Origin of the sequence: Streptomyces sp. NPDC003720 (assembly GCF_042875075.1) — a bacterium.
Classification (GTDB): Bacteria; Actinomycetota; Actinomycetes; order Streptomycetales; family Streptomycetaceae; genus Streptomyces.
This window is the reverse complement of sequence record NZ_JBIANZ010000005.1, coordinates 461,233-483,341: the sequence shown is the minus strand read 5'-3', so window position 1 is coordinate 483,341 and position 22,109 is coordinate 461,233. Positions and strand designations below refer to the sequence as shown.

The following is a 22,109-nucleotide window of genomic DNA, read 5'->3' as shown; positions in this document are numbered from 1 at the left end:
GGGGTCTGCGCCATGGAGACACCCCGCTGCGCATAGGGTGGGGCCGGTACGTCCGCCACCGTGAGAGGTCTGTGATGCCCGAGCTCCCCTCGGACCCCGCCGTCGCGCAGTTCGGCCCTCAGGGGCTGCGCCGCATCAGCGTGCCCGCCTCGTACGGCACCGTGCCGGCCTCGGCCCGGACGCACCTGGCGCAGGTCGGGGTGCCGCTGCACGTCGGCCCGTACTTCATCGCGGCGGACGACACCGACGGGCCGACCCTCGGGATGTTCACCGGCCACCGCGGCGTGGCGCTGCAGGGCGACTGGGCGGAGTGGGTGCGCATCGGCACCGACCGGCTGGCGAACCTGTGCGTGCGCGCCGACGGCTCCGTGCAGGCGGTCTTCCTCGGCCGTGGCGAACCCGCCCTGTTCGTCAGCTCGGACGTCGCCGCCTTCACGCACTGCGCGGCCGCTCTGGACCGCGCCCTCCCGGTGATCGCCGCCTCCGACGGACTGCAGTCCGCGGCCGAGGCGTTCGCCGCGCTGGTCCGGGAGATCCGGCAGATCGACCCGGAGGCCGTCGCCGACCGGGAGAACTGGTGGTCGCGGGTGCTCGACGACATCCGTCACACCCTCAACTTCCCGTTCTCGTCGGCCTTCGAGTACGTCGGCGAGGACGGCGCCAAGCAGATCGTCACCGCCCAGGCCGGTCCCGGCCGCCCGCACCCCGAGGAGCAGCTCTGGCAGCGGCTCTCCTCGTCCGGGGTGGAGCCCGAGCAGGTCCGCCGCGTCTACTGCGAACTCGAGCCGTGCATGATGCCGGGCCACTACTGCGCCGCCTGGCTCCAAGCCGTCCTGCCGCACGCCGAGTTCACGCACAGCTTCGACTACGGCGACACAGCGGAGTCCCGCGAGGAGGGTCTCAAGGAGCTCATCACCCACGCCGCGCGGCAGGCCCGGCAGTGACGCGCCGCCCCAACGTCGCGTGCGGGAAGGCGGGTTCATGACGGCTGACGCCTCTCCGCCCTGGTCCCGGCCCGCCGACGGGCGGGAGCCCGCCGCGGCCGCCCTGCTCTCCTGGCTCGGCGACCCCCACGCCCCCGGCCTCGCCGTGATCACCGGCGCCGAGGGCAGCGGCAAGTCGCGGCTCCTCGCCTGGTTGATCGGCCACGGCACCCGGCCCGGCACCGTCGGTGAACGCCGGGTCCACGGCTTCGTACCGCTGCCCGGCCAGACGGCGACCACGGCCGCCTGGATGCTCGGCGAACAGCTGTCGATCGCCGCGCGTTCCCCGGGGGACCTGCTGGCGGCGCTCGCCGCCGACCCGCGCCGCACCGTCATCGCGCTGCCCGAACTGCACTCCGCCGAACAGCCCGGCCCGCTCGTCGAACTGGTCCTGTCGCTGGCCTCGTTGGAGCACCTCCGGGTACTCGTGGAGGTCCGCTCGGGTACGGAGTGGGAGCGGGCGCTGACCGCCGGACCCTGCGCCCGGATGGACCTGGACGAGCCCCGGTGGACCGACGAGGCCCGACGCGCGTCCTGGGCGGCGGCCCACCCGGCCGGCCCGGAGCCGGTCGCGGGCCGGGACCCGGAACCGGAGGAACCGTTCGATCTGGACGATCCCGCCTCGGTCTGCGCCGCCGACCCCTGGAGCGTGACCACCGCGTACGAACGCTCCGAGGAGAGCCACGGCGGGCTGCGCGCCGCCTGGCTGCGGGCCGGCGCCTCCCTGACCCGCGAGCAGCCCGCCGCCGAACGCGCCCTCGTCCTGCTCGCCGCCCTCGGCGACGCCGGTGATCCGCGGCTGCCCGCCGTCCTCGGCGCCCTCGCCCGGGACGCCTCCTGGACCCTCGTCTGGCACCGGGTGCGCGGCGACGTCAACCCGCCCTGGCCCGGACCGGTCCGCTCGCTGGCGGCCGGTACCGGCCCCCTGGCGGGGCAGCTCGTCGCCGCGGACCACCAGGGCACCGTGCGCGTCCTCGACGCGGACAGCGCCCGCTCCACCGGACGCCTCCCGCACTCCGCGCCCGGCGTCCGCGCCACCGCGGAGCACGGCGACGGCACCGTCAGCGTCCTCGACGAGCACGGCCTGCTGCACACGCAGCGCGCCACCGAGTCGTCGCGGCCCAGGGGACTCGCCGCCCTCCTCGACGACGGCCCCTCCGAGCAGAGCCGGCTGCTCGACGCCGTGCGGGAGTACACACGGCGTCAGCAGGAGACGTTCACCGCGCTGACCGGCGCCGGGGACCGCGTCGTCCTCGGTGACGCCGCCGGGACGGTGCACGTGGTGGCCGCCGGCGCCGAGCCGCGTACCCGCGCGCTGCACCGGGGGCCCGTCACCGCGGTCGCCGGAACCGCCCTGCCGGTCTCCGCGGCCGGTGACACCGTCGTCCTGCTGTACACGGGCGGCGCCGACGGCACCGTGCGCGCGTGGGCTCCGCACACCGACCCCATGCCCGAACCGGTGGCCGCCCGCGGCTGCGCCGTCAACGCGGTGGCGGTGGCGACGACCGGCGCCGGGCTCGCCCTCGCGATCGCCTGGGCCGACGGCCTCGTCGAGCACCGGCTCCTGGACGACGACCGGTTGCGCACCTTCCACCCAGGCAGCCAGGCCAACGCCCTCGCCTTCACGGCGGACGGGGACCTGGTGGTGGGGACGGACGAGGCGCTCGTGCGGATGCGGGGGCGGTGACGACGGCCGGCGGTCCGCGGCCGGTTGCTGTGCGCCGCCTTGCGTTCCCCGAGCGAACGCCGTCAACTCCCTTGCCGTCATCGTCAGATGGACGTCCTGTCACATAACCGTGACGCGGCCGGTTTACTCTTGTGTACCTGACAACCTGTCCCGTTGGCTGGGACGGGACAGCCGGTACTTGACGGGGGACGGAGCACGCGGCCATGGGTCTGGTACTGCCGAGCATCATCGACGAGGCACTCGACCTCATCGGGGTCAACTGGCCCAATGTCGACGAGGACGACTACTTCGAGATGGCGACGTCCATGCGGGAGTTCGCCGAGGAGTTCGAGGGCCACGGCGGTGAGGCGCACAAGGCCGTGAGCCGCATCCTGTCCTCCTCCGAGGGCTGGGCCGTCGACTCCATGCAGAAGCACTGGTCGCATGTGAAGACCCGGCACCTGGAGAAGATTCCCGAGGTGGCGCGGCTGTTCGCGGACGCCTGTGACGGCGTCGGCCAGATCATCCGCGGCATGAAGGTCAAGGCGGGCGTCGAACTCGGTGTGCTCGCCGGCACGATCGTCGCCGAACTCGCCGCCGCTCCGGTGACCCTGGGCATCTCCGCCGCGGCCGCCGCCGGTGAGATCGCGCTGATGCGCACCATCGTGAAGCGGCTCATCGACGAGGCGGTCGACCAGATCGTCGACGCGCTCGTCGCCAAGGTCACCGAGCCCGTCACGGGCAAACTCCAGGAGCTCGTCTCCGACATGGTCCTCGACCTCGCCGAGGGAGCCTTCAACCCCGGTGACAAGCCGGGCGGTATGCAGCTCGCCTCCGCGGGCGACACCGGCGGCTCGGGCAGCGGGGGCAAGAAGACGGTCATCGACCACGTCGAGTTCGAGGACGGCGCCGGCAAGGTCTCCCGCCACGGCAGCGACATGGGCAGCCAGTCCGGGATCCACCTGGGCAAGTCGAAGCACTCCTTCCACAAGACCAAGGGCAAGGACGTCTTCACCAAGGCCTTCGACGGCATTCTCGAGGGCGCCATCGACGGCATGGAGAAGGCCGCCAAGAAGGTGACCACCCACGTCTCCGACACCATCCCGGAACGTGTGAAGGCCGCCTCCCGGCACCAGAAGCGCAAGGACCACGACGTCGGCGACGAGGCCGACAAGGTCGACGTCAAGAAGGTCAAGCGGGACGGCGACACGCCCATGTACCTGCTCAGCGACGACGGTTCGGTACGCCAACTGCACCATGACGGCACCACCAGCCCCGTCCACCACGGCGACTCCTCCGGCGTGAACCAGGTACTCGGCGACAAGGCCTGGTACCCGTGGAACCACAAGGACGAGAAGCAGCGCAAGGACAAGCCCAGCAACGGCGAGCGGGTCGACTCCAAGAAGGTCGCGCCCGGCTCCACCGAGCTGGCCCGCGCCACCCAGCTCGGCCGCTACGCCAACCGCTCCGAACGCCCCGACTCCTACGTCTCGGGCGGCAACTACGCCTCGGCGCTGTACGACGACGGCAAGGGGAACCGGTTCATCCTGGTCGGCGCCAGCGGCAAGGCGCACTCCGAACGGTCCATCGGGCACCCGCTGATAAAGAAGGGCCACGAGGGCAACGTCAGTCACCTCTACACGGAACGCGAGCCCTGCCAGAAGAATCCCAAGTGCGACAAGTATCTGGCGAGGGAGTTCCCCGACCATCTCGAGGTCAGCCACAGCGCGAAGTACGACCAGTCCGAGAAGGGGCCGGACGGCAAGGAGCTGAGCAAGTACAAGAAGGACCGGGAGCACCGCGCCTACGTCGCGTGGCTGGAGGACCAGTGGGACCAGCACGGTGCCGCCGGAGGGCGCACTGATACGGTGATGAACCTCTCGCCCTCGGACCGCAAGTTCCTTCCCTAGCAGGGCGGGACGGCCAGGAAATCCACGGCGCCCGGCGCCACCGAGTTCGGAGTACCGGAAGTGCTTTTCGACGTCACCCGCGGCGAACTCGTCGAGATCTTCGGCGAGGACCGCATCGCGACCGTGCCCGCCGCCGCCTTCCCGCCCGCCGCCGCGGACACCGAGGGCGCCCGCCTCCTGCAGACCGTCGGCGTCCCCACCCGGACGCTCCTGCTGCGTCAGCCCGACGAGGAGGACGGGCTGCTGCCCCTCGTCCGGGACGTCGTCCACGTCGAGGACTTCGAGGACGCCGAGGAGAACGCGGGCGACTGGCCCGTCATCGGCTGGCTGCTCAACGCGCACCTCGCCCTCGACCCCGTCTCGGGCAAGGTGTACGCCTTCGACCCGGACGAGGAGACGGTGCGGGAACTCCACACGGACGTCTCGTCCCTCGTCCAGGTCACCCTCCGCTTCCAGCGCCTGCTCGACGAGTTCACCTTCAGCGGCGACGAGGACGAGGAGGAGGCCGACTTCGAGCGCCTCGACGGCGAGGTCGACCGCGTCCGTGAGGAGACGAGCGACGTCGACCCGCTCCCCTTCCAGGACGACGAGACCGTCTGGTCGGTGGTGGGCGACGAGATCGCCATGGGCCAGCGCTTCAGGGGCGACAGCGCGGCGGCCCGCTCGCGCCACCGGTGACCGCCGGCGGGTGAGCGGGGCGGGAGCACGTGACAGGAGCGCTGAACAAGCGCTTAGATAGTGACGGACGCCGTTCCCCGAACCCGCCGGAGGCCCCGTTGTTCACGTCCGTCGACGACGTCTCCGCCCGCCTCGCCGAGACCGGGTACCTCGCCTCGCCCGCCGTCGCCACGACCGCCTTCCTCGCCGCCCGGCTGGGCAAGCCGCTGCTGGTGGAGGGGCCCGCCGGGGTCGGCAAGACCGAGCTGGCCAAGGCCGTCGCCGAGGTCGCCGCAGCCCGGCTGGTCCGGCTGCAGTGCTACGAGGGCGTCGACGAGTCCCGGGCCCTGTACGAGTGGAACCACGCCAAGCAGCTGCTGCGGATCAGCGCGGGCCGCGGCGAGAGCTGGGACGAGGCCCGTACCGACATCTTCAGCGAGGAGTTCCTGCTGCCCCGCCCGCTGCTCACCGCGATCCGCGGCGAGGAGCCGACGGTCCTGCTGATCGACGAGATCGACAAGGCCGACGTCGAGATGGAGGGCCTGCTGCTGGAGGTGCTCAGCGACTTCCAGGTGACGGTCCCCGAACTGGGCACGGTCACCGCGACCCGCCGTCCCTTCGTCGTGCTCACCTCCAACGCGGGCCGCGAGCTGTCCGAGGCGCTGCGCCGCCGCTGCCTCTTCCTGCACATCGGGTTCCCGGAGGAGGAACTGGAGCGGCGGATCGTGGCCCTGAAGGTGCCGGGGCTGGACGCGGCGCTGGCCGGGTCGGTGGTCCGGGTGGCCGGGGCGCTGCGGGCGATGGACCTGCGCAAGGCGCCGTCCGTCGCGGAGACCGTCGACTGGGCGCGGACCCTGCTGGCCCTGGGCGCGGACACGCTGGACGAGACGGTCGTACGGGACACCCTGGGCGTGCTCCTCAAGCACCAGGACGACGTGCTGAAGGCGGCCGCCAAGCTGGACCTGGAAGCACTGTGACCGGTGCCGGGGACCGGATCACCGGGCTGGTCGGCGCGCTGCGCGCGCACGGCGTGCGGATCGGCACCGGGGAGACGGTCGACGCGGCCCTCGCCGTCGAGGCCCTCGGTTTCGGCGACCGGGAGCTGCTGCGGGAGGGACTGGCCGCGACCCTGCTGCACGGCCCGGCCCAGCGGGCCGTGTTCGACCCGGTCTTCGACCTGTACTTCCCGCGCGGTGTGGGCGGCCCGGAGCGGGCGCCGGCGGACCGGGAGGAGCTGCGCGACCGCCTCGCACGGGCGCTGGCGGCGGGCGATCCGGCGCTGCTGGCCCGGCTGGCGGCGGAGGCGGTCGACGGCTTCGGCGGATACGGCGGCTCAGCGGGATCGGACGGCTGGTCGGCGCACCAGACGCTCGACCGGCTCCGGCCGCAGACCCTGCTGGCCCGGGTACGGGCCGACGTACGGGCGCGGGACGGCGGCACGGGCTTCGCGGACCGGCTGCTGGACGACGAGATCAGGCGCCGCATCGAGGAGTTCCGCCGGCTGGTCGGGGCGGAGGCCCGGCGCCGGGTCGCCGAGCGGCGCGGCCGGGACGAGATCGCCCGGCGGGCCGTGGCGCCGACCGCGGACCGGGTGGACTTCCTGTACGCCCACCGCGACCAGCTCGCCGAGCTGCGCAGGGTGGTGTGGCCGCTGGCGCGGAAGCTGGCCACCCGGCTGGCCGCGCGCCGCCGCCGTGCCGCGCGCGGCACGGTCGATCTGCGGCGCACGCTGCGCTCCTCGCTGTCCACGGGCGGGGTGCCGATGCGGCCGGTGCTGCGCCGGCGCCGTCCGGTACGGCCCGAACTGGTCCTGCTGTGCGACGTGTCGGGCTCGGTGTCGGGGTTCTCGGACTTCACGATGCTGCTGGTGCAGGCGCTGCACGACCAGTTCAGCAAGATCCGCGTGTTCGCCTTCGTCAACCGGCTCGACGAGGTGACCGGGCTGCTCGCCCACGGCCGGGCGGACCCGGACGGGCTCGGCGCCCGGATCCGCGCGGAGGCCACGCTGACCGGCTGGCACGGCAGCAGCGACTACGGCGTCGCGCTCGGCGAGTTCACCGAGCGGTACGGCGCGGCGGTCGGCCCCCGGACGACGGTGTTCGTGCTCGGGGACGCCCGGACGAACATGAGCGACCCGAACCTGCCCGCCGTCCGGGAACTCGCCCGCCGCGCCCGCGGCGTGCACTGGCTGAACCCCGAGCCGCGCGCCCAGTGGGGCACCGGCGACTCGGCGGCGCCCGCCTACGCCGCTCTCGTGGAGATGCACGAGTGCCGTACGGCCCGGCAGCTCGGCGCGCTGATCGCCAGGCTGCTTCCGGTGTGACGCGGGGCCGCACGCCGAGGGCCACGGGGTGTGCCCCGTGGCCCTCGGCGTGCTCCGCTCAGCCCCTGGCGTACTCGTTCGCCATCGTCCCGGCGAAGTCGAACACCACGACCTGCTCGTCACCCACCACCCAGGCGTCGTGGCCGGGCGGGCAGACGAAGACGTCCCCGGGGCCGACCTCGCTCTCGCCGCCGTCGTCCATCCGCAGGTGCATCCGTCCCTGGACCACATAGCCGTTGTGGTGGACCATGCAGCTCGCGGTGCCCGCGATCGGTCCCACGGACTCCGACCACCGCCAGCCCGGTTCGAAGGTGCCCACCGCGAAGTCGAGCCCGGTCAGATGCAGGGCTTCGAGGTGGCCGCGGGGGAAGTCACGCCGCTCGTCGGGTTTGTCGACCGTCTTCACTTCCAGCATGACGGTGTCCTCCCTTCCGGCCGCTCACCACGGCCGGGGCCGGCCCCCGTCCCCGGCGGCCACGGACGGCACCGGCAGCACATTGGCGGCGGCCGCACCCCTCGCCCCCCATCGTCGGCCCGCCCCGCGGGGGCCGTCAATCGACGGTCCCACTCCGCGGCGGGCCCGCGCCGAGCCGCCGGACTGGCTGTGCCGGCGCACCCGGGGGGCGAGCGGAGAATTGCCCGGCCGCAGGGTGCAACCTCGTCCGGGGTCGGACGTCTGTCCGGGTGGAGGCCTCCACTTCGAGCCACGTCCGACCCGAGCGACCGAAGGAACCCATGTCCACAGAGCAATCCCCCCGCCCCGGCCGCAAGCGCGGGCTGCGCACCGTCCTGGGGGTCTCCGCCGTCGGCGCGGCCCTCGCCGTGGGCGGCGCCGTCACCGCCCAGGCGGTGCAGGGCGACGCCCGGCCCGCCGCCCGCTCCGGCGCCACCACCGCGCCGGCGCCGGCGGGCGGCCACGCGACGCCCACGCCCGTGCCGTCCCCGACCCGGCCGCCGACGCCGAAGCCCGTCCCGACGCCGTCGCACCCGCCCACGTCCGCCCCGACCCCGGTGCCGTCCAGCCCGCACACGCCGGCCCCCGTGCCGTCGGCGCCGGGCGCGAAGGCCCCGACCCCCGTGCCCTCCCCCACGCGTCCGGGCACCCCGAAGCCGGTCCCGGCGCCGCACCACGGCCACCGGACGGCGTCGCCGAGTCCGGTTCCGGCGAGCCGGCTCGCCACGCCCGCGCCGGTTCCACCGCACCACTGAGGCAGCGCCGGTGTGCGGGGAGCCGCTTAGGCGGGCTCCCCGCACACCGGCCGGGAGATCCATGACCACAGCCACACCTCCGGCGGGACCCCTCGTCCGGGGCCCGTTCCGCATTCCGGCGCGCGGGCGGAGCCGCCCGGCGTCCCGGCTCGCGCCGCTGCGCGCCCGTCTGCTGGCCCGCGTCCGCGCCGGGGGCCCGGCAGCCCCGGCGCCGCCCGGCCGCGGCGCCGGCATCGGCGCACCGGGGCGGGCCGCCGCCGAGGTCCCGCCGGGCATCGAGGAGTTGTACCACCACCGCCGGCTCTCCCTGGTGCGCCTGGCGGTGCTGCTGGTCGACGACCTGCCCACGGCCGAGGACGTCGTCCAGGACGCCTTCACCGCGCTGTTCCGCCGCCACGGCCACCGCCTCGGCTCCCTCGACGACCCGGAGGCCTACCTGCGCACGAGCGTCGTCAACGGCGCCCGCTCGGTGCTGCGGCGGCGCAGGACCGTGCGGGCGCACGTCCCCGAACCCGAGGGGCACGCGCCGCCGCCGGAGGAGGACGTCCTGCTGCACGAGGACCACCGGGAGGTGCTGGCGGCCCTGCGGACGCTGACCCCGCGGCAGCGCGAGGTGCTGGTGCTGCGCTACTGGTCGTACCTGACCGAGGCCCAGATCGCGGCGACGCTGGGTCTGTCGCGGGGCGCCGTGAAGTCCACGGCCAGCAGGGCCCTGGACGCCCTCGGCCGACGCCTGGAGGGTCTGCGATGAACGACTCCCCCGCCGGGACGGGAACCGCGCCGGCGCGGGTCGAGGAACGGCTGCGGGCCGCCCTCGCCGCGCGCGCCGAGTCCGTCGGCCCGGCCCACCTACGGGCACCGCGCCCGCCGTCCGCGACGCACGCCCGGCGGCTGCCGGTACGCCGTGTCGTCGCGGGCCTGCTCGCGCTGGCCGCGGTGGCCGCCCTGGTGTTCCTCACCGTCCGGGACGACCGGCCCCGCCCGGCCGAGCCGGCCCGCTCCCCCAGGCCCGCGACCGGCACCCCGGCACCCGTGCCCACCACCGTCCCCCCGTCACCGGCCCGGCCGTCCCCGAGCAGCCCGGGCAGCGCCACGCCGTAGCGCCCGGCAGCCCCACCGGGTGCCGGGGCACGGGTCTGTCTGCGTCCCGGCTCCGGGGCGGCTAGGTTGTGCCGCATGAGCAATCTTGACCGTGCGCCGGTACCGAGTGTGTGCGGCGGCCGCGGATTCGTCGTCGCCGAGCCCGTCCGCGAACTGCTGAGCCCTCGCCGAGTGAAGCTGGGCGAGTCCACCGAGGTGCGCCGGCTGCTGCCCAACCTGGGCCGGCGCATGATCGGCGCCTGGGCCTTCGTCGACCACTACGGCCCCGACGACATCGCCGACGAGCCCGGTATGCAGGTGCCGCCGCACCCGCACATCGGGCTGCAGACGGTGAGCTGGCTGCACGAGGGCGAGGTGCTGCACCGCGACTCCACCGGCAGCCTGCAGACCATCGGTCCCCGGCAGCTCGGCCTGATGACCTCGGGCCGGGCGATCAGCCACTCCGAGGAGAGCCCCCGGTCGCACGCCCGCTTCCTGCACGGAGCGCAGCTCTGGGTCGCGCTCCCCGACGAACACCGCCACACGGAGCCGAGGTTCGAGTACCACGCCGAGCTGCCCCAGGTCACCGCGCCCGGTCTCACCGCCACCGTGATCCTCGGCGAGCTCGACGGAGCGTCCTCCCCCGGCACGGCGTTCACCCCGATCGTCGGCGCCGACCTGGGCCTCACCCGGGGCGCCGACGTACGCCTGCCTCTGAACCCCGACTTCGAGTACGGCGTGCTGGCCATGTCCGGCGAGGTGAACGTGGACGGCGTGCCGGTCCTGCCGGGCTCGATGCTCTACCTCGGCTGCGGCCGCGCCGAACTCCCCCTGCGCGCCGAGTCGGACGCCGGGATCATGCTGCTGGGCGGCGAGCCGTTCGCCGAGGAGCTGATCATGTGGTGGAACTTCGTCGCGCGCACCCAGGCGGAGATCGAACAGGCCCGCGAGGACTGGACGAACGGCACCCGCTTCGGCGAGGTGACGGGTTACGACGGGCGCCCGCTGTCCGCGCCGGAGCTGCCCCCGGTGCCGCTGAAGCCGCGCGGACGGGTGCGCTGACCGGGGCGGTGGCTCATGAGCCCGCCGCGCGAGTCGACGGGCGCCGCGCCGGTCGCGCAGCAGGCGTGAGCCGTCCCGTGCGCGTCGGGCGCGCGGGACATCCGCGTCTCCGCACCGCGCGGCCACCGACCCCCTTGCCCCCTCCACCCGACCCTGCCTGTGCCGATCAGTGGTGCGCCGTTACAATGCCGTTGGCTCGCCATGCTGTTGGGGCGGGTGGTGTGCCGGGAAGCCTGGTCGGCGACGTCTTCGTCGCGCCTTGAAGGTTTCCATGTCTCTCAGGTCCCCGCGCCGTCCCCGCCGTTCCGCCGGCCCGCTCGGCCGTGGCGGTGCCCCGGTGTCATGGCGGCGCGTGCGTGCCCCTCGCCGAAGCCGGGGGAACGGCGGGTTCCGAGGGCCGTCGGTGTACACGTGGTGAAGACGCGCGGGAGCGGGGGCCGTTGGCATGGATAGGACGCCGGGGGAACAGAGCCGGCGGTCGCCGGGCAGGCGGCCGTTGGCGGTCGCCGCCGCCTTCGGGAGCGATGCGCAGATCGCGGAGGCTCGCGCTCTGGCCCGTTCCTTCCTGGCCGACCTCACCGCCGTGCACGGCGTCGCGGTGTCCGAACGCGTGCTGCACGTGGTGCAGCTGGTGGTGAGTGAGCTGGTGACCAACGCCCGCAAGTACGCTCCGGGACCGTGTCTGCTGACGATCCAGGCCCGTGCGGGTGCCGTCGAGGTGATCGTGCGGGACAGCGGCTCTTCGCTTCCGACGGTGCGGGAACCGGATCCGGGCCGGGTCGGTCAGCACGGGCTGGAGATCGTCATGGCGGCGTGCCGGAGCTTCGAGATGCGCCGGGAGCCCCAGGGCAAGCTGGTCAGGGCCGCCGTCGCCCTCGACGACGCGGAACCCCGACGGGCGAGGTGATCAGGCGGCCGATACCGGTCGGGTGAGGGTCCCCACCGGCCGGCGGGCATCCGCGGGCTCGGCTCCCCACGTCTCGGGTGAGCCGCGTCCGCCCGCCTCTGGGCGGGGCGGCCGCCCCCACTCCGGCGCGCTCGCCGCCCCGCTTACCGCTCCATCCCGGTCCGGGCACGGCGCCAGGCGCCGTCGGCGAGCAGTCGCAGGCCGTTGAGACCCACGATGACGGTGGAGCCCTCGTGACCCGCTACGCCCAGCGGCAGCGGAAGGGTCCCGGCCAGGTCCCAGACGACCAGGCCGGTGATGAACACCGAGGCGATGACCAGGTTCTGCACCACGAGGCGGCGCGCCCGGCGGGACAGGCGGACGACCGCGGGGACGGTGGCCAGTTCGTCACGGACCACGACCGCGTCGGCGGTCTCCAGGGCGAGGTCGGAACCGGCGCGGCCCATGGCGATGCCGGTGTGGGCGGCGGCCAGCGCGGGGGCGTCGTTGACGCCGTCGCCGACCACCAGCACCTTCCGCCCGGCCCGTTCCAGCTCCCGTACCGCCGTCACCTTGTCCTGCGGCAGCAGCCCGGCGCGGACGTCGGTGATGCCGACCTCGGCGGCGAGCCGGGCCGCCGCGCGCGGGTTGTCGCCGGTGACGAGGACCGGGGAGGTCCCCGTCAGCCCGCCCAGGGCCGTGACGGTGGCGGCGGCTTCGTCGCGCAGCCGGTCGGCGACGCCCAGGACCCCCGCCGGCTCGCCGTCGAGGGTGACGAGCACGGCCGTACGGCCCTCCCGCTCCCACTCGGCCGCCACGGCCATGGCGGGCTGGTCCGTGCGGCCGCCCGACAGGCGGGCCGGGCTGCCGACCGCGACGGTCCTGCCTTCGACGGTGGCGCTCACGCCGGTGCCGGGCGCCGAGCCGAAGTCCTCCGCCGGGGGGATGTACAGACCGCGGTCGCGGGCGGCGTCGACGACCGCCCGGGCCAGCGGGTGCTCGCTGGGGTGTTCGGCCGCCGCGGCGAACCGCAGCACCTCGTCCTCCGTCAGGCCGGCGGCGGCCAGGGGACGTACGCCGGTCACCTGCGGGGCGCCCTCGGTCAGGGTGCCCGTCTTGTCGAGCGCGACCGCGTCGACCTGGCCGAGGCGTTCCATGACCACGGCCGACTTGACCAGCACGCCGTGCCGGCCGGCGTTGGCGATGGCGGACAGCAGCGGCGGCATGGTGGCCAGCACCACCGCGCAGGGCGATGCGACGATCATGAAGGTCATGGCCCGCAGCAACGTGGGCTGGAGCGCGGCTCCGAAGACGAGCGGGAGCACGAAGAGCGCCAGGGTGGCGGCCACCATGCCGATGGAGTAGCGCTGTTCGACCTTCTCGATGAAGAGCTGGGTCGGGGCCTTGGTCTCCGAGGCCTCCTCGACCATGGCCACGATCCGGGCGATCACCGAGTCGGACGGGTCCCGCTCGACCTTCACCCGCAGGGCGCCGGTGCCGTTGAGGGTGCCGGCGAACACCTCGTCGCCCGCTTCCTTCGCCACCGGAAGCGGCTCGCCGGTGATGGTGGCCTGGTCGACCTCGCTGGCCCCGTCCAGCACGCGGCCGTCGGCGCCGACACGCTCACCGGGCCGCACCAGGATGATCTCGCCCACCGCGAGCCGCCCGGTGGGGACCGCCTCCTCGGCGCCGTCGTCGGCGATCCGGGTGGCCGTGGCGGGCGCGAGGTCGAGCAGGCCGCGCACCGAGTCGGCGGTGCGGGCCGTGGCGACCGCCTCCAGCGCTCCCGAGGTGGCGAAGATGACGATGAGCAGCGCGCCGTCCAGCACCTGCCCGATCGCCGCCGCGCCGAGCGCGGCGACCACCATCAGCAGGTCCACGTCCAGGGTCTTCTCCCGCAGCGCCCGGAGCCCGGCCCAGCCCGGTTCCCAGCCGCCGGCCGCGTACACGGCCGCGAAGAGCGCGCCCCAGGTCCAGGCCGGCGCCCCGGAGAGGTAAAGCGGGAGCGCGACCAGGAAGAGCACCAGCGCGACGGCCGCCCAGCGGGCCTCGGGCAGGGCGAGGATCCGGGTGCGGCGCCGGGGCGCGTCGGCGTCGCGGGCGGTACCGGGCGGCGCCGGGCGGGTGAGGGTGGATGACATCGGCGCGGGTCCTTCACGGTGGGCGGGGTCCGACGTCACCACCGTAACAAGAATAAATGAAGACTCATTCATGTGTTCATTCGTGGTGCCGTTACCATGAGCGCATGGGTCACGGAGCCGCACAGTCATCGGGACACGTCCCGCGCAGGAGCCTGGACGCGGCCGGCGCCGCCAAGGTGGCCACCACCCTCCAGGCGCTGGCGACCCCCTCGCGGCTGCTGATCCTCTCCCGCCTGCGCGAAGGCCCGCTGCCCGCGACCGAGCTGGCCGCCGAGGTCGGCATGGAGCAGTCCGCCTGCTCCCACCAGCTGCGCCTGTTGCGCAACCTCGGCCTCGTCGTCGGCACCCGCAAGGGCCGCTCGATCGTGTACTCGCTGTACGACAACCACGTCGCGGAACTCATCGACCAGGCCATCCACCACGTGGAGCACCTCCGCCTCGGCCTGGCCGACGCCACCGCACGCACCGAGCCGGAACCGGAGGGCGCGGGCCTGACGGGCGGCTGACCGGCGGCACGGCCGGACCCCCGCCGCCGGTGTGCGCGCGGCGGACGGGCGCTCCACACTGGTGCTGAGCGGTGGGGCCGGGCCGGCCTGAGAGAGGGAACGCCATGCTGGAAAGAGCCCAGGACGCGCCTCCCGGAGTCGACGCGGTCAAGGCGATCGGCACGGTGACGAAGGACGACTACGAAGCCGTGATCAAGCCGCTCCTCGACGAGGCGCGCCGCGAGGGCCGGCGTATCCGGCTGCTGTGGGAGTGCGGCCCGGAGTTCCGGTCGTACAAGCCGGCCGCCGCCTGGGACGACCTCAAGGCGGGCTTCGGCTCCATGCGCCTGTTCGAGGGCTGCGCGGTCGTCAGCGACGTCCGCTGGATCAGGGAGTCGACCCGCCTCACGAGCTTCCTGATGCCCTGTCCGGTACGCGTCTACGGCTGCGCGGACCGCGAGGAGGCGCTGCGCTGGCTCACCTCCCTGCCCGAAGGCCCCGGTGTGTCCCACCAGCTCCGGTCGGAGGACAGGGTGGTCGTGGTCGAGGTCGATCAGCCGCTGCGCGTCCAGGACTTCGACGCGCTGGCGAAGACCGTCGACAACTGGCTCGACACCCATGACGCGCTGGAGGGCGTCGTGGTGCACGCGCTCGCCTTCCCCGGCTGGGAGAACGTCAGGAGCCTGCTGCGGCACGTTCGTTTCGTCCGCGACCACCACCGCAGGGTCAGGCGGATCGCGCTGGCGGCCGACAGCAGGTTCGCCGAGTTCGTACCCCACCTCGCGAACCACTTCGTCCGGGCCGAGGTGCGGCGCTTCGAGTACACCGAACTCGAGGAGGCCGTCGCCTGGGCCTCGGGCCCCGCCGGCCGCGGCCCCGCCGCCCCGGCCCCGGACGTCTCCGCCGCGGACTGACCGCGGGGGCCGCCCGGTCCGGTTCCGGGTGCGGGCGGCGGGTTCCGGAGGACGGCCCGGCGGCTTCGCCGGCCGAAGGCGCCCCACGGCCTCACGGCCGGCGGCTCAGCCGTGCGCGACGACCGCGACGGGCGCGGCGACGTGGTGCAGGGCGGAGTGCGTGACATGGCCGATGTGAGGGCCGAGCGAGCCGGTGCGGATGCGCCGGCCCACGACCACCAGGGAGGCGTCACGGGAATCGGCCACGAGGGCCTGCGCGGCGCTTGCGCACCGGCTCGCCTCGATCACCTCGACGTCCGGGAACTTGTGCCGCCAGGGGCGGAGCACCTTGTGCAGCAGGGCGGCCTGCGCGCGCTCGGACGAGTCGTGGAGTTCGGCGTCACCCGCGAAGCGGGGGAAGGCGGGCGGCGGTTCGGGCCAGGCGTGCACGGCGCGCAGCGCGGCGCCGCGGCGGGCGGCGGCGTCGAAGGCGAACTCCAGCGGCGCGTCGTCCGGACGCTCGATGTCGAGGCCCAGCACAACAGGCCGGAAGGGCGCCGCGCCGGACGGCACGCCGGCCGCGTCCGGCCGGTGCTCGTCGGCGGCCTGCTCCCCGGCGCGCACCAGCACCACGGGACGCTCGGCGCGGGCCACGACACCGAGGCTCGCCGAGCCGACCAGGAAGCCGCCCAGCGCGCCGAGGCCCCGCGAGCCCAGGACCAGCAGCTCGGCGAACCCCGCGGCCTCGCACAGGACGTCGGCCACGGTCCCCGTGAGCTGCTCGGTGACCACCTCGAGGCCCGGATGGCGAAACCGGATGCCGTCCGCGGTCTCCCGCGCCCACCGCTCGGCCCACCGCTGCCGGCTCTCGAACTCCGGCAGCGGGATCCGGGCCACGTGTCCGGGGGCCTCCTCCTGGACGTGCACGATCTTCAGGGGCAGGCCGCGCAGCACCGCCTCGCGCGCCGCCCACTCGGCCGCGGCCCGGCTCTCGGGCGCATCGTCGAGTCCTGCGGTGACGGTCCGGGACATCGGCTCCACCTCCCGTTGTCGGAGAGATCCGTTACCAGGGTGCCGCCGTGGCGCCGGGACGGAGCAGGGGCCACACGGCCCCATCGGGCGCCGGCCGGCCCGTGGCCCGCCCGCGCTCGGGACCAATGGCCCTGGCAGGCGCGTCACGCCGGGGATTGCATGGAAACGGCGCTCGGGCGTCCCGTTCGGGTGGGCCGCCGGCCAGGCACCGGGCAGCCGCCCTGACCGGATCCGCCGGAGAGCGAGGAGCCGCCGTATGAAGGTCGCCGAGATCATGACCGCTCCCCCGGTGTGCGTCGCCCCGCACGTATGCCTGGCGGAGGTGGTCCGGCGGATGACGGGGTCGGCCGTCGGTTCCGTCCTCGTGACCGAGGACGGGGCACTGCGGGGGATCGTCACCGACCGCGACCTCGCCCTGCGCGGCATGGGCGGTGGCCTGGGCGTGGACGCCCGGGCGGACCAGGTGATGTCGCGGGACGTCGTCACGGTCGAGGCCGGTGACGACCTGCAGTCGGCCTACCGCGCGTTCCGCCGCACCGGGGTCCGCCGGCTTCCGGTGCTGGACGGGGGCCGGGCGGTGGGCGTGCTGACGATCGACGACCTGTTCCTCGACGTGTTCCGGCGGCTCGCCGATCTGCTGGGCCCGGTCGCGTGGAGCGTGCTGCGGGAGCCGCCGGGGCCTCCCTCGCAGACCGGGGCGTGAGCACACGTCCCGCCCGGCAGGGGACGGCCCTCGACCGCACGGGCGGACCGGGGACCCGCTACTTCGACACCCACTGGTTCATGACCTACGGCGTGTCATGACCTGGATACGCGCACTCGGCCGGTGGTTCACCTGTGCTTCGCCGGCGCCTGGTGATCTGGTCCCCGTCGGACCGCTTCCGATCACCTGACGCCCCAAGGAGCCATTCCATGCACAGAGCCACCCGCCGTCGCCTCACGGTCGCGACCGCGCTGGTCACCGCCACCACCGCCGCCGTGGCCGTCACCAGCGCCGCCGGCGCGTCCAGCGGCAAGGAGCAGGCGCGGAACGCGATCCAGGACGGGAAGGCGAAGAACGTCATCCTGCTGATCGGCGACGGCATGGGCGACTCCGAGATCACCCTCGCCCGTGACTACACCGTGGGCGCCGACGGGCGCCTGAACATGGACAGGTTCCCGCTCACCGGCGCCTACACCACCTACGCCGTGCACGCCGACGGCACCCCGGACTACGTCACCGACTCCGCCGCCAGCGGCACCGGCTGGGCGACCGGTGTGAAGACGGTGAACGGCCGGATCTCCAAGACCCCCGGCACGGACAGGCCGGTGAAGACGCTGCTGGAGCTGGCGCGAAAGAACGGCTACGCCACCGGCGACGTCACCACCGCCGAACTCACCGACGCCACCCCGGCCGTGCTCGCCGCCCACGCCACCGACCGCTCCTGCCAGGGGCCGGCCGACATGGCCAAGTGCCCCGGCGACACGGTCGCCGCCGGCGGTCCGGGCTCGATCGCCGAGCAGGAGGTCAACCACAAGGTCGACGTCCTCCTCGGCGGCGGCAAGCAGCGCTTCGACCAGACCGTCACCAACGGCAGGTACAAGGGCCTGACGGTCACCGAGCAGGCGAAGAAGCTGGGCTACCAGGTCGTCACGGACCACGCGTCCATGAAGGCGGCCAAGTCGGGCAAGCCGGTGCTCGGCCTGTTCGCCCCGGGCAACGTGCCCACCGAGTGGACCGGAAAGGCGGTGGCGGTCGGCGGCACGGACCCGCAGCGGTGCGTCACGTCCAACCCGAACCGCCCGGCCGCCACCCCCAGCCTCGCCGACTCCGCCACGAAGGCGATCCAGCTGCTGGAGGCCAAGCAGAAGACGAACCACTCCAAGCAGGGGTTCTTCCTGCAGATCGAGGGCGCCTCGATCGACAAGCAGGACCACGCCGCCGACCCGTGCGGCCAGATCGGTGAGACCGCCGCCTTCGACAAGGCCGTGAAGGTCGCCCGCGCCTACGCGGCCAAGCACCCCGACACCCTGGTCGTCACCACCGCCGACCACGGCCACACCAGCCAGATCGTGCCGCTGGAGGCCACCCCGCCCGGCCTGTCCTCCACCCTGGTCACCGACGAGGGCCAGCAGCTCAAGGTCAACTACTCCACCAACACCCCGGGCCAGTCCCAGGAGCACACCGGCACCGAGGTCCGGATCGCCGCCCAGGGCCCGATGGCCTACCGGGTCCTCGGCGTCACCGACCAGACCGACCTGTTCACCACGGTCCGCGAGGCGCTGCGCCTGCGCTGACCCCGCACGGCGACGGAGCGCGTCAACTCCCCCGCCGGGCAACCTACATGAGGGCGTGCCGTCCGGCGGGGCGGCACGCCCTTCCGGCGCCCGGGGCCGCATGCGGCGAACGCGGACCGCCATGCAAACATTTGATCTATCCATAGGAAAGTCATTAAGGTCATGATCCAGCCCCCGCTCAGGCGATCACTCAAGCGGAGTGACGGCGGAGGGGCCCGCCCACCGACGTGCCCGGCAGGCGGCTGAGGAGCAAGGAGACCGTCCCTCGTGGCGTCCCACCGTCGACCCAAGCAGCCCAGCCGCACGCGTGTCACCGTGCTGACCACCGCGGCCGCCGCCGCCGTCGCGCTGAGCGCGAACGCCGCCAACGCCGCTCCGAGCGAGAAGCTCGGCAAGGACGAGGTCAAGGCGAAGGTCGACAAGCTCTACGAGCAGGCGGAGCAGGCCACCGAGAAGTACAACGGGGCCAAGGAGAAGCAGCAGAAGCTGCAGAAGGAAATCTCCACCATCCAGGACAACGTGGCCCGCGGCCAGGAGGAGCTCAACAAGCTCCGCGACGGCCTGGGTTCGCTGGCCACCGCGCAGTACCGCTCCGGCGGCATCGACCCCTCGGTCCAGCTCTTCCTGTCCGCCGACCCGGACGACTACCTCGACAAGGCCTCCACGCTCGACCAGTTGAGCGCCCAGCAGGTCGAGGCACTGGGGAAGATCCAGGACAAGCAGCGCGAACTCGCCCAGCAGCGCGCCGAGGCCACCGAGAAGCTCAAGGACCTGGCCTCCACCCGTACCGAGCTGGGCAACAAGAAGCAGGAAGTCCAGGGCAAGCTCGCCGAGGCGCAGAAGCTGCTCAACACCCTGACGGCCAAGGAGAAGGCGGCCCTCGCCGCCGAGCAGCAGCGCGCCGACCGCTCCTCCAGCTCCCGCGTGGACCTCGGCAACGACTCCTCCGCCTCCGGCCGGGCCGCCGCGGCCTTCTCCGCCGCGCAGAGCAAGATCGGCTCGCCGTACGTCTACGGCGCCACCGGCCCCTCGTCCTACGACTGCTCGGGCCTGACCTCCTGGGCCTACGCCCAGGCCGGCGTCTCCATACCGCGCACCTCCGAGGCCCAGGCGAACATCGGCACCCGTCTCACCCGCAGCCAGCTCCAGGTCGGCGACCTGGTGTTCTTCTTCAACGACCTGCACCACGTCGGCCTCTACGCCGGCAACGGCCAGGTGCTGCACGCCCCGCGCACGGGCACGGTGGTGCGGTACGAGTCGATGGACACCATCGGCGGGCCGTTCATGTTCGGCGTCCGGGTCTGACCCGTCCCATCCGTCGACCGGCGGCAGCCTGACGGCCGGCCGCCGGCTCAGCGGTGCGGCACGACGGCCACGGGGCATCCTGCGTGGCGTATCGCGGCATGGGTGACGGGGCCCGTACGCACCAGCGCCGGACGGCCGGTGAGGTGGCGGCCCACGACGCCAACACGACCCTGCGCGCCCGCGCGGGGCGGTAAGCGGCCTGCCGTGGCCCTGCGCCGCTCCTCAGCCGGTGGCCGGTGACGCCGACGGCCCCTGCCGGGCGCGCAGGCGGGAGTCGTCCAGCCGGTAGGCGAGCCGGTCGACCACGGCCACCACGCCCTCGATCCGGCGGGCCGTCGACACGGCGGTCTCCGTGTCGCTCCTGCGCTCCATCCGGCCGGCGAGGGTCACCACGCCCTCCACCACGAGGACGTCGACGCCCCGCGGCGGCAGCCACGGCGCGCGCCGCAGGACCTCCTCGATCACCTCGTCACGGATGCCGTGGTCGGGCCTGAGGAAGACCTGGAGCAGGTCGCGCCGGCCGACGATGCCGACCAGCCGGCCCTCCTCGTCCACGACGGGCAGCCGTTCCACACCCCTCTCGGTCATGGTCCGGGCGGCCTCGGCGGCGGTGGCCCGGGCACGCACGGTGACGGGCGGCACGGTCACCGCCCCGACCACCGGCGAGGCCACCCCACCTCCGCACGGGCCGCGCCGGACCATCGAACCGGACCGCGACGAGGCCCTGCGGCTGCTGGGCGGCGTCCCCTTCGGCCGGATCGTCTTCGCCCGGCACGCGCTGCCGACGGTACGCCCGGTGAACCGCGTCCTGGGCGGCGGCGACATCGTCATCCGCACCCACGACGGCGCCGCCCTACAGCGCGGCCCGATGCGCGGGAGGGGTGGACGGGGCGGCGCGGCCGGGGGCGGATCATTGCTAATTTCCATGTCATACCAGTAGATTTCGGGCACTCGCTTCGAGATGTCACCGGCAGACGGGGCCCAGGGATGAGCACGGACGACCGCGTCGCGGTGACCACCGGGATCGCACGGCTGCACGCGGCGCCCGCGCTCGCCGGGCCGGGCCGGCTCGGACTGGTGACCAACCACACCGGCGTCCTGCCGGATCTGCGTCCCGCCGCGCCCGCCCTGCTGGAGTCGGGCGTGCGGCTGACCGCCCTGTTCGGTCCCGAGCACGGGCTGCACGGCACCGGTCAGGCCGGCGAGGGCGAGGCCGCGGGCAAGGACCCCGACACCGGGCTGCCGGTCCACGACACCTACCGGTGCTCCGGGGAGCGTCTCGACGAACTGCTGCGCGACAGCCGCGTGGACGTCCTGGTGTACGACCTGCAGGACATCGGGGCCAGGTTCTACACCTATGTGTGGACCATGTTCGACCTCATGGTCTCGGCGGCCCGTACGGGCGTGCGGTTCGTGGTCGCCGACCGGCCCAACCCCCTGGGCGGAACCGTCAGCGAGGGGCCGCTGCTCGATCCGGCGTGGGCCAGTTTCGTCGGGCGCGCGGCGGTGCCCGTACGGCACGGCCTGACCTGCGGTGAACTGGCCCGGTTCCTCAACGCCTCGGCCGTGCCCCGGGCGGCGGGCGAGGCGGCCGCCCTGACGGTGATCGAGGCGGCGGGCTGGCGGCGTGCCATGGGCGCGGAGGGCACCGGGCTGCCGTGGATCGCGCCGTCGCCGAACATCCCGGCGCCCCGCACCGCCGTCTGCTATCCCGGCACCTGCCTGTTCGAGGGCACGAACCTGTCGGAGGGCCGGGGCACCACGCAGCCGTTCGAGATCGTCGGGGCCCCCTACATCGACGCGCGGTTCGCGCCCGCGCTAGCCGAACTCGCCCTGCCCGGCGTGCGCTTCCGGGATCTGCGGTTCGTGCCGGCCTTCCACAAGCACGCCGGAAGGACCGTGCGCGGCGTGCAGCTGCACCTGACCGACCCCGTGGCGTTCGCCCCGGTGCGCACCGCCGTCGCGATGCTCGCCACGCTGCGCCGGCTGTACCCGGACGACTTCGCCTGGCGCGATCCGGACGGCGGCGCGCCGGGGGCCGGCCGCCGTCCCTTCATCGACCTGCTGTGGGGGTCCGACCGGCTGCGGCGCACCGTCGACGCGGGCGAGGACCCGCTGCCGCTGTGCGATCCGCCGACGGAGCCGGGCCGGTGGGCCGGCGACGACGTGCTGCTCTACCCCTGACACCGGCAACCACCCC

20 protein-coding genes and 2 pseudogenes are annotated in these 22,109 nt (G+C 74.0%); 18 read left to right on the top strand and 4 right to left on the bottom strand.

The annotated features are described in order from the left end of the window. Positions 1-74 precede the first annotated feature (74 nt). The 6 genes from ACFYU0_RS16765 (at position 75) to ACFYU0_RS16740 (ending at position 7,539) form a co-directional block, all read left to right on the top strand. Positions 75-944 (top strand): nucleic acid/nucleotide deaminase domain-containing protein, encoded by an 870-nt coding sequence (locus ACFYU0_RS16765; RefSeq protein WP_389301668.1) that lies wholly within the window; start codon positions 75-77, stop codon positions 942-944. 37 nt (positions 945-981) lie between these two features. Continuing rightward, positions 982-2,670 carry a hypothetical protein gene (locus ACFYU0_RS16760; RefSeq protein WP_389301666.1) on the top strand — a complete coding sequence of 563 codons (1,689 nt, stop codon included), beginning with the start codon at positions 982-984 and terminating at the stop codon, positions 2,668-2,670. 203 nt (positions 2,671-2,873) lie between these two features. Next, entirely contained in the window at positions 2,874-4,559 is a 1,686-nt protein-coding gene (locus ACFYU0_RS16755; protein ID WP_389301663.1) for a nucleic acid/nucleotide deaminase domain-containing protein, read from the top strand. A 60-nt stretch (positions 4,560-4,619) separates the two neighbouring features. Then, positions 4,620-5,237: an SUKH-4 family immunity protein gene (locus ACFYU0_RS16750; RefSeq protein ID WP_351671228.1), complete on the top strand. Its 618-nt coding sequence runs from the start codon at positions 4,620-4,622 to the stop codon at positions 5,235-5,237. Positions 5,238-5,335: 98 nt separating this feature from the next. Continuing rightward, complete coding sequence (locus ACFYU0_RS16745; RefSeq protein ID WP_351671225.1) at positions 5,336-6,193, top strand: MoxR family ATPase; 858 nt, start codon at positions 5,336-5,338, stop codon at positions 6,191-6,193. Beyond that, positions 6,190-7,539 (top strand): VWA domain-containing protein, encoded by a 1,350-nt coding sequence (locus ACFYU0_RS16740; protein WP_389301659.1) that lies wholly within the window; start codon positions 6,190-6,192, stop codon positions 7,537-7,539. Before ACFYU0_RS16745 ends, ACFYU0_RS16740 begins: the two co-directional genes overlap by 4 nt. A 58-nt stretch (positions 7,540-7,597) precedes the next feature. On the opposite strand, the gene ACFYU0_RS16735 is transcribed toward ACFYU0_RS16740, so the two are convergent. Continuing rightward, positions 7,598-7,954, bottom strand: coding sequence for a cupin domain-containing protein (locus ACFYU0_RS16735; protein WP_351671219.1), 357 nt, complete (start codon positions 7,952-7,954; stop codon positions 7,598-7,600). A gap of 320 nt (positions 7,955-8,274) precedes the next feature. On the opposite strand from ACFYU0_RS16735, the gene ACFYU0_RS16730 reads away from it, so the two are divergent. From ACFYU0_RS16730 to ACFYU0_RS16710, 5 genes are all read left to right on the top strand, one after another. After that, positions 8,275-8,748 (top strand): hypothetical protein, encoded by a 474-nt coding sequence (locus ACFYU0_RS16730; RefSeq protein WP_389301656.1) that lies wholly within the window; start codon positions 8,275-8,277, stop codon positions 8,746-8,748. 61 nt (positions 8,749-8,809) lie between these two features. Continuing rightward, complete coding sequence (locus tag ACFYU0_RS16725; protein ID WP_389301653.1) at positions 8,810-9,499, top strand: RNA polymerase sigma factor; 690 nt, start codon at positions 8,810-8,812, stop codon at positions 9,497-9,499. Then, positions 9,496-9,849 carry a hypothetical protein gene (locus tag ACFYU0_RS16720; RefSeq protein WP_389301650.1) on the top strand — a complete coding sequence of 118 codons (354 nt, stop codon included), beginning with the start codon at positions 9,496-9,498 and terminating at the stop codon, positions 9,847-9,849. Before ACFYU0_RS16725 ends, ACFYU0_RS16720 begins: the two co-directional genes overlap by 4 nt. 75 nt (positions 9,850-9,924) lie before the next feature. Beyond that, entirely contained in the window at positions 9,925-10,890 is a 966-nt protein-coding gene (locus ACFYU0_RS16715) for a pirin family protein (RefSeq protein ID WP_351671208.1), read from the top strand. A 445-nt stretch (positions 10,891-11,335) separates the two neighbouring features. Beyond that, complete coding sequence (locus tag ACFYU0_RS16710) at positions 11,336-11,797, top strand: ATP-binding protein (RefSeq protein WP_389301647.1); 462 nt, start codon at positions 11,336-11,338, stop codon at positions 11,795-11,797. 143 nt (positions 11,798-11,940) lie between these two features. Here the strand turns inward: ACFYU0_RS16710 and ACFYU0_RS16705 are convergent, their stop codons facing one another. Beyond that, positions 11,941-13,917 (bottom strand): heavy metal translocating P-type ATPase, encoded by a 1,977-nt coding sequence (locus ACFYU0_RS16705; RefSeq protein WP_389301644.1) that lies wholly within the window; start codon positions 13,915-13,917, stop codon positions 11,941-11,943. 104 nt (positions 13,918-14,021) lie between these two features. Between ACFYU0_RS16705 and ACFYU0_RS16700 the strand changes: the two genes are divergently transcribed. After that, entirely contained in the window at positions 14,022-14,423 is a 402-nt protein-coding gene (locus tag ACFYU0_RS16700; protein ID WP_351671197.1) for a metalloregulator ArsR/SmtB family transcription factor, read from the top strand. A gap of 104 nt (positions 14,424-14,527) precedes the next feature. Continuing rightward, the gene (locus tag ACFYU0_RS16695; protein ID WP_389301640.1) at positions 14,528-15,316 is read left to right on the top strand and encodes an STAS/SEC14 domain-containing protein; all 789 of its coding nucleotides are present in this window, start codon (positions 14,528-14,530) and stop codon (positions 15,314-15,316) included. A gap of 105 nt (positions 15,317-15,421) precedes the next feature. Here ACFYU0_RS16695 and ACFYU0_RS16690 read toward each other — a convergent pair whose 3' ends face one another. Then, complete coding sequence (locus ACFYU0_RS16690) at positions 15,422-16,327, bottom strand: universal stress protein (protein ID WP_389301638.1); 906 nt, start codon at positions 16,325-16,327, stop codon at positions 15,422-15,424. A 256-nt stretch (positions 16,328-16,583) separates the two neighbouring features. On the opposite strand from ACFYU0_RS16690, the gene ACFYU0_RS16685 reads away from it, so the two are divergent. The 3 genes from ACFYU0_RS16685 (at position 16,584) to ACFYU0_RS16675 (ending at position 19,909) form a co-directional block, all read left to right on the top strand. Next, the gene (locus ACFYU0_RS16685; protein WP_389301635.1) at positions 16,584-17,030 is read left to right on the top strand and encodes a cyclic nucleotide-binding/CBS domain-containing protein; all 447 of its coding nucleotides are present in this window, start codon (positions 16,584-16,586) and stop codon (positions 17,028-17,030) included. Between the two features lie 209 nt (positions 17,031-17,239). Next, entirely contained in the window at positions 17,240-18,604 is a 1,365-nt protein-coding gene (locus tag ACFYU0_RS16680; RefSeq protein WP_389301632.1) for an alkaline phosphatase, read from the top strand. A gap of 267 nt (positions 18,605-18,871) precedes the next feature. Continuing rightward, the gene (locus ACFYU0_RS16675; protein WP_389301629.1) at positions 18,872-19,909 is read left to right on the top strand and encodes an NlpC/P60 family protein; all 1,038 of its coding nucleotides are present in this window, start codon (positions 18,872-18,874) and stop codon (positions 19,907-19,909) included. Between the two features lie 222 nt (positions 19,910-20,131). Here the strand turns inward: ACFYU0_RS16675 and ACFYU0_RS16670 are convergent. After that, positions 20,132-20,557: pseudogene (locus tag ACFYU0_RS16670) on the bottom strand (CBS domain-containing protein); the annotation flags it as partial. On the opposite strand from ACFYU0_RS16670, the pseudogene ACFYU0_RS16665 reads away from it, so the two are divergent. Both ACFYU0_RS16665 and ACFYU0_RS16660 read left to right on the top strand, forming a co-directional pair. Next, positions 20,538-20,765, top strand: a pseudogene (locus ACFYU0_RS16665) (pyridoxamine 5'-phosphate oxidase family protein); the annotation flags it as partial. The pseudogenes ACFYU0_RS16670 and ACFYU0_RS16665 overlap by 20 nt on opposite strands. A gap of 131 nt (positions 20,766-20,896) precedes the next feature. After that, positions 20,897-22,093 carry an exo-beta-N-acetylmuramidase NamZ domain-containing protein gene (locus tag ACFYU0_RS16660; RefSeq protein WP_389301626.1) on the top strand — a complete coding sequence of 399 codons (1,197 nt, stop codon included), beginning with the start codon at positions 20,897-20,899 and terminating at the stop codon, positions 22,091-22,093. Positions 22,094-22,109: the final 16 nt, after the last annotated feature.

Coding starts and splice junctions, on each gene's coding strand:
- ACFYU0_RS16725 (WP_389301653.1), top strand. CDS start 8,810: ATGACCACAGCCACACCTCCGGCGGGACCCCTCGTCCGGGGCCCGTTC.
- ACFYU0_RS16700 (WP_351671197.1), top strand. CDS start 14,022: ATGGGTCACGGAGCCGCACAGTCATCGGGACACGTCCCGCGCAGGAGC.
- ACFYU0_RS16715 (WP_351671208.1), top strand. CDS start 9,925: ATGAGCAATCTTGACCGTGCGCCGGTACCGAGTGTGTGCGGCGGCCGC.
- ACFYU0_RS16730 (WP_389301656.1), top strand. CDS start 8,275: ATGTCCACAGAGCAATCCCCCCGCCCCGGCCGCAAGCGCGGGCTGCGC.
- ACFYU0_RS16705 (WP_389301644.1), bottom strand. CDS start 13,917: ATGTCATCCACCCTCACCCGCCCGGCGCCGCCCGGTACCGCCCGCGAC.
- ACFYU0_RS16760 (WP_389301666.1), top strand. CDS start 982: ATGACGGCTGACGCCTCTCCGCCCTGGTCCCGGCCCGCCGACGGGCGG.
- ACFYU0_RS16660 (WP_389301626.1), top strand. CDS start 20,897: ATGAGCACGGACGACCGCGTCGCGGTGACCACCGGGATCGCACGGCTG.
- ACFYU0_RS16685 (WP_389301635.1), top strand. CDS start 16,584: ATGAAGGTCGCCGAGATCATGACCGCTCCCCCGGTGTGCGTCGCCCCG.
- ACFYU0_RS16755 (WP_389301663.1), top strand. CDS start 2,874: ATGGGTCTGGTACTGCCGAGCATCATCGACGAGGCACTCGACCTCATC.
- ACFYU0_RS16680 (WP_389301632.1), top strand. CDS start 17,240: ATGCACAGAGCCACCCGCCGTCGCCTCACGGTCGCGACCGCGCTGGTC.
- ACFYU0_RS16710 (WP_389301647.1), top strand. CDS start 11,336: ATGGATAGGACGCCGGGGGAACAGAGCCGGCGGTCGCCGGGCAGGCGG.
- ACFYU0_RS16690 (WP_389301638.1), bottom strand. CDS start 16,327: ATGTCCCGGACCGTCACCGCAGGACTCGACGATGCGCCCGAGAGCCGG.
- ACFYU0_RS16735 (WP_351671219.1), bottom strand. CDS start 7,954: ATGCTGGAAGTGAAGACGGTCGACAAACCCGACGAGCGGCGTGACTTC.
- ACFYU0_RS16695 (WP_389301640.1), top strand. CDS start 14,528: ATGCTGGAAAGAGCCCAGGACGCGCCTCCCGGAGTCGACGCGGTCAAG.
- ACFYU0_RS16720 (WP_389301650.1), top strand. CDS start 9,496: ATGAACGACTCCCCCGCCGGGACGGGAACCGCGCCGGCGCGGGTCGAG.
- ACFYU0_RS16765 (WP_389301668.1), top strand. CDS start 75: ATGCCCGAGCTCCCCTCGGACCCCGCCGTCGCGCAGTTCGGCCCTCAG.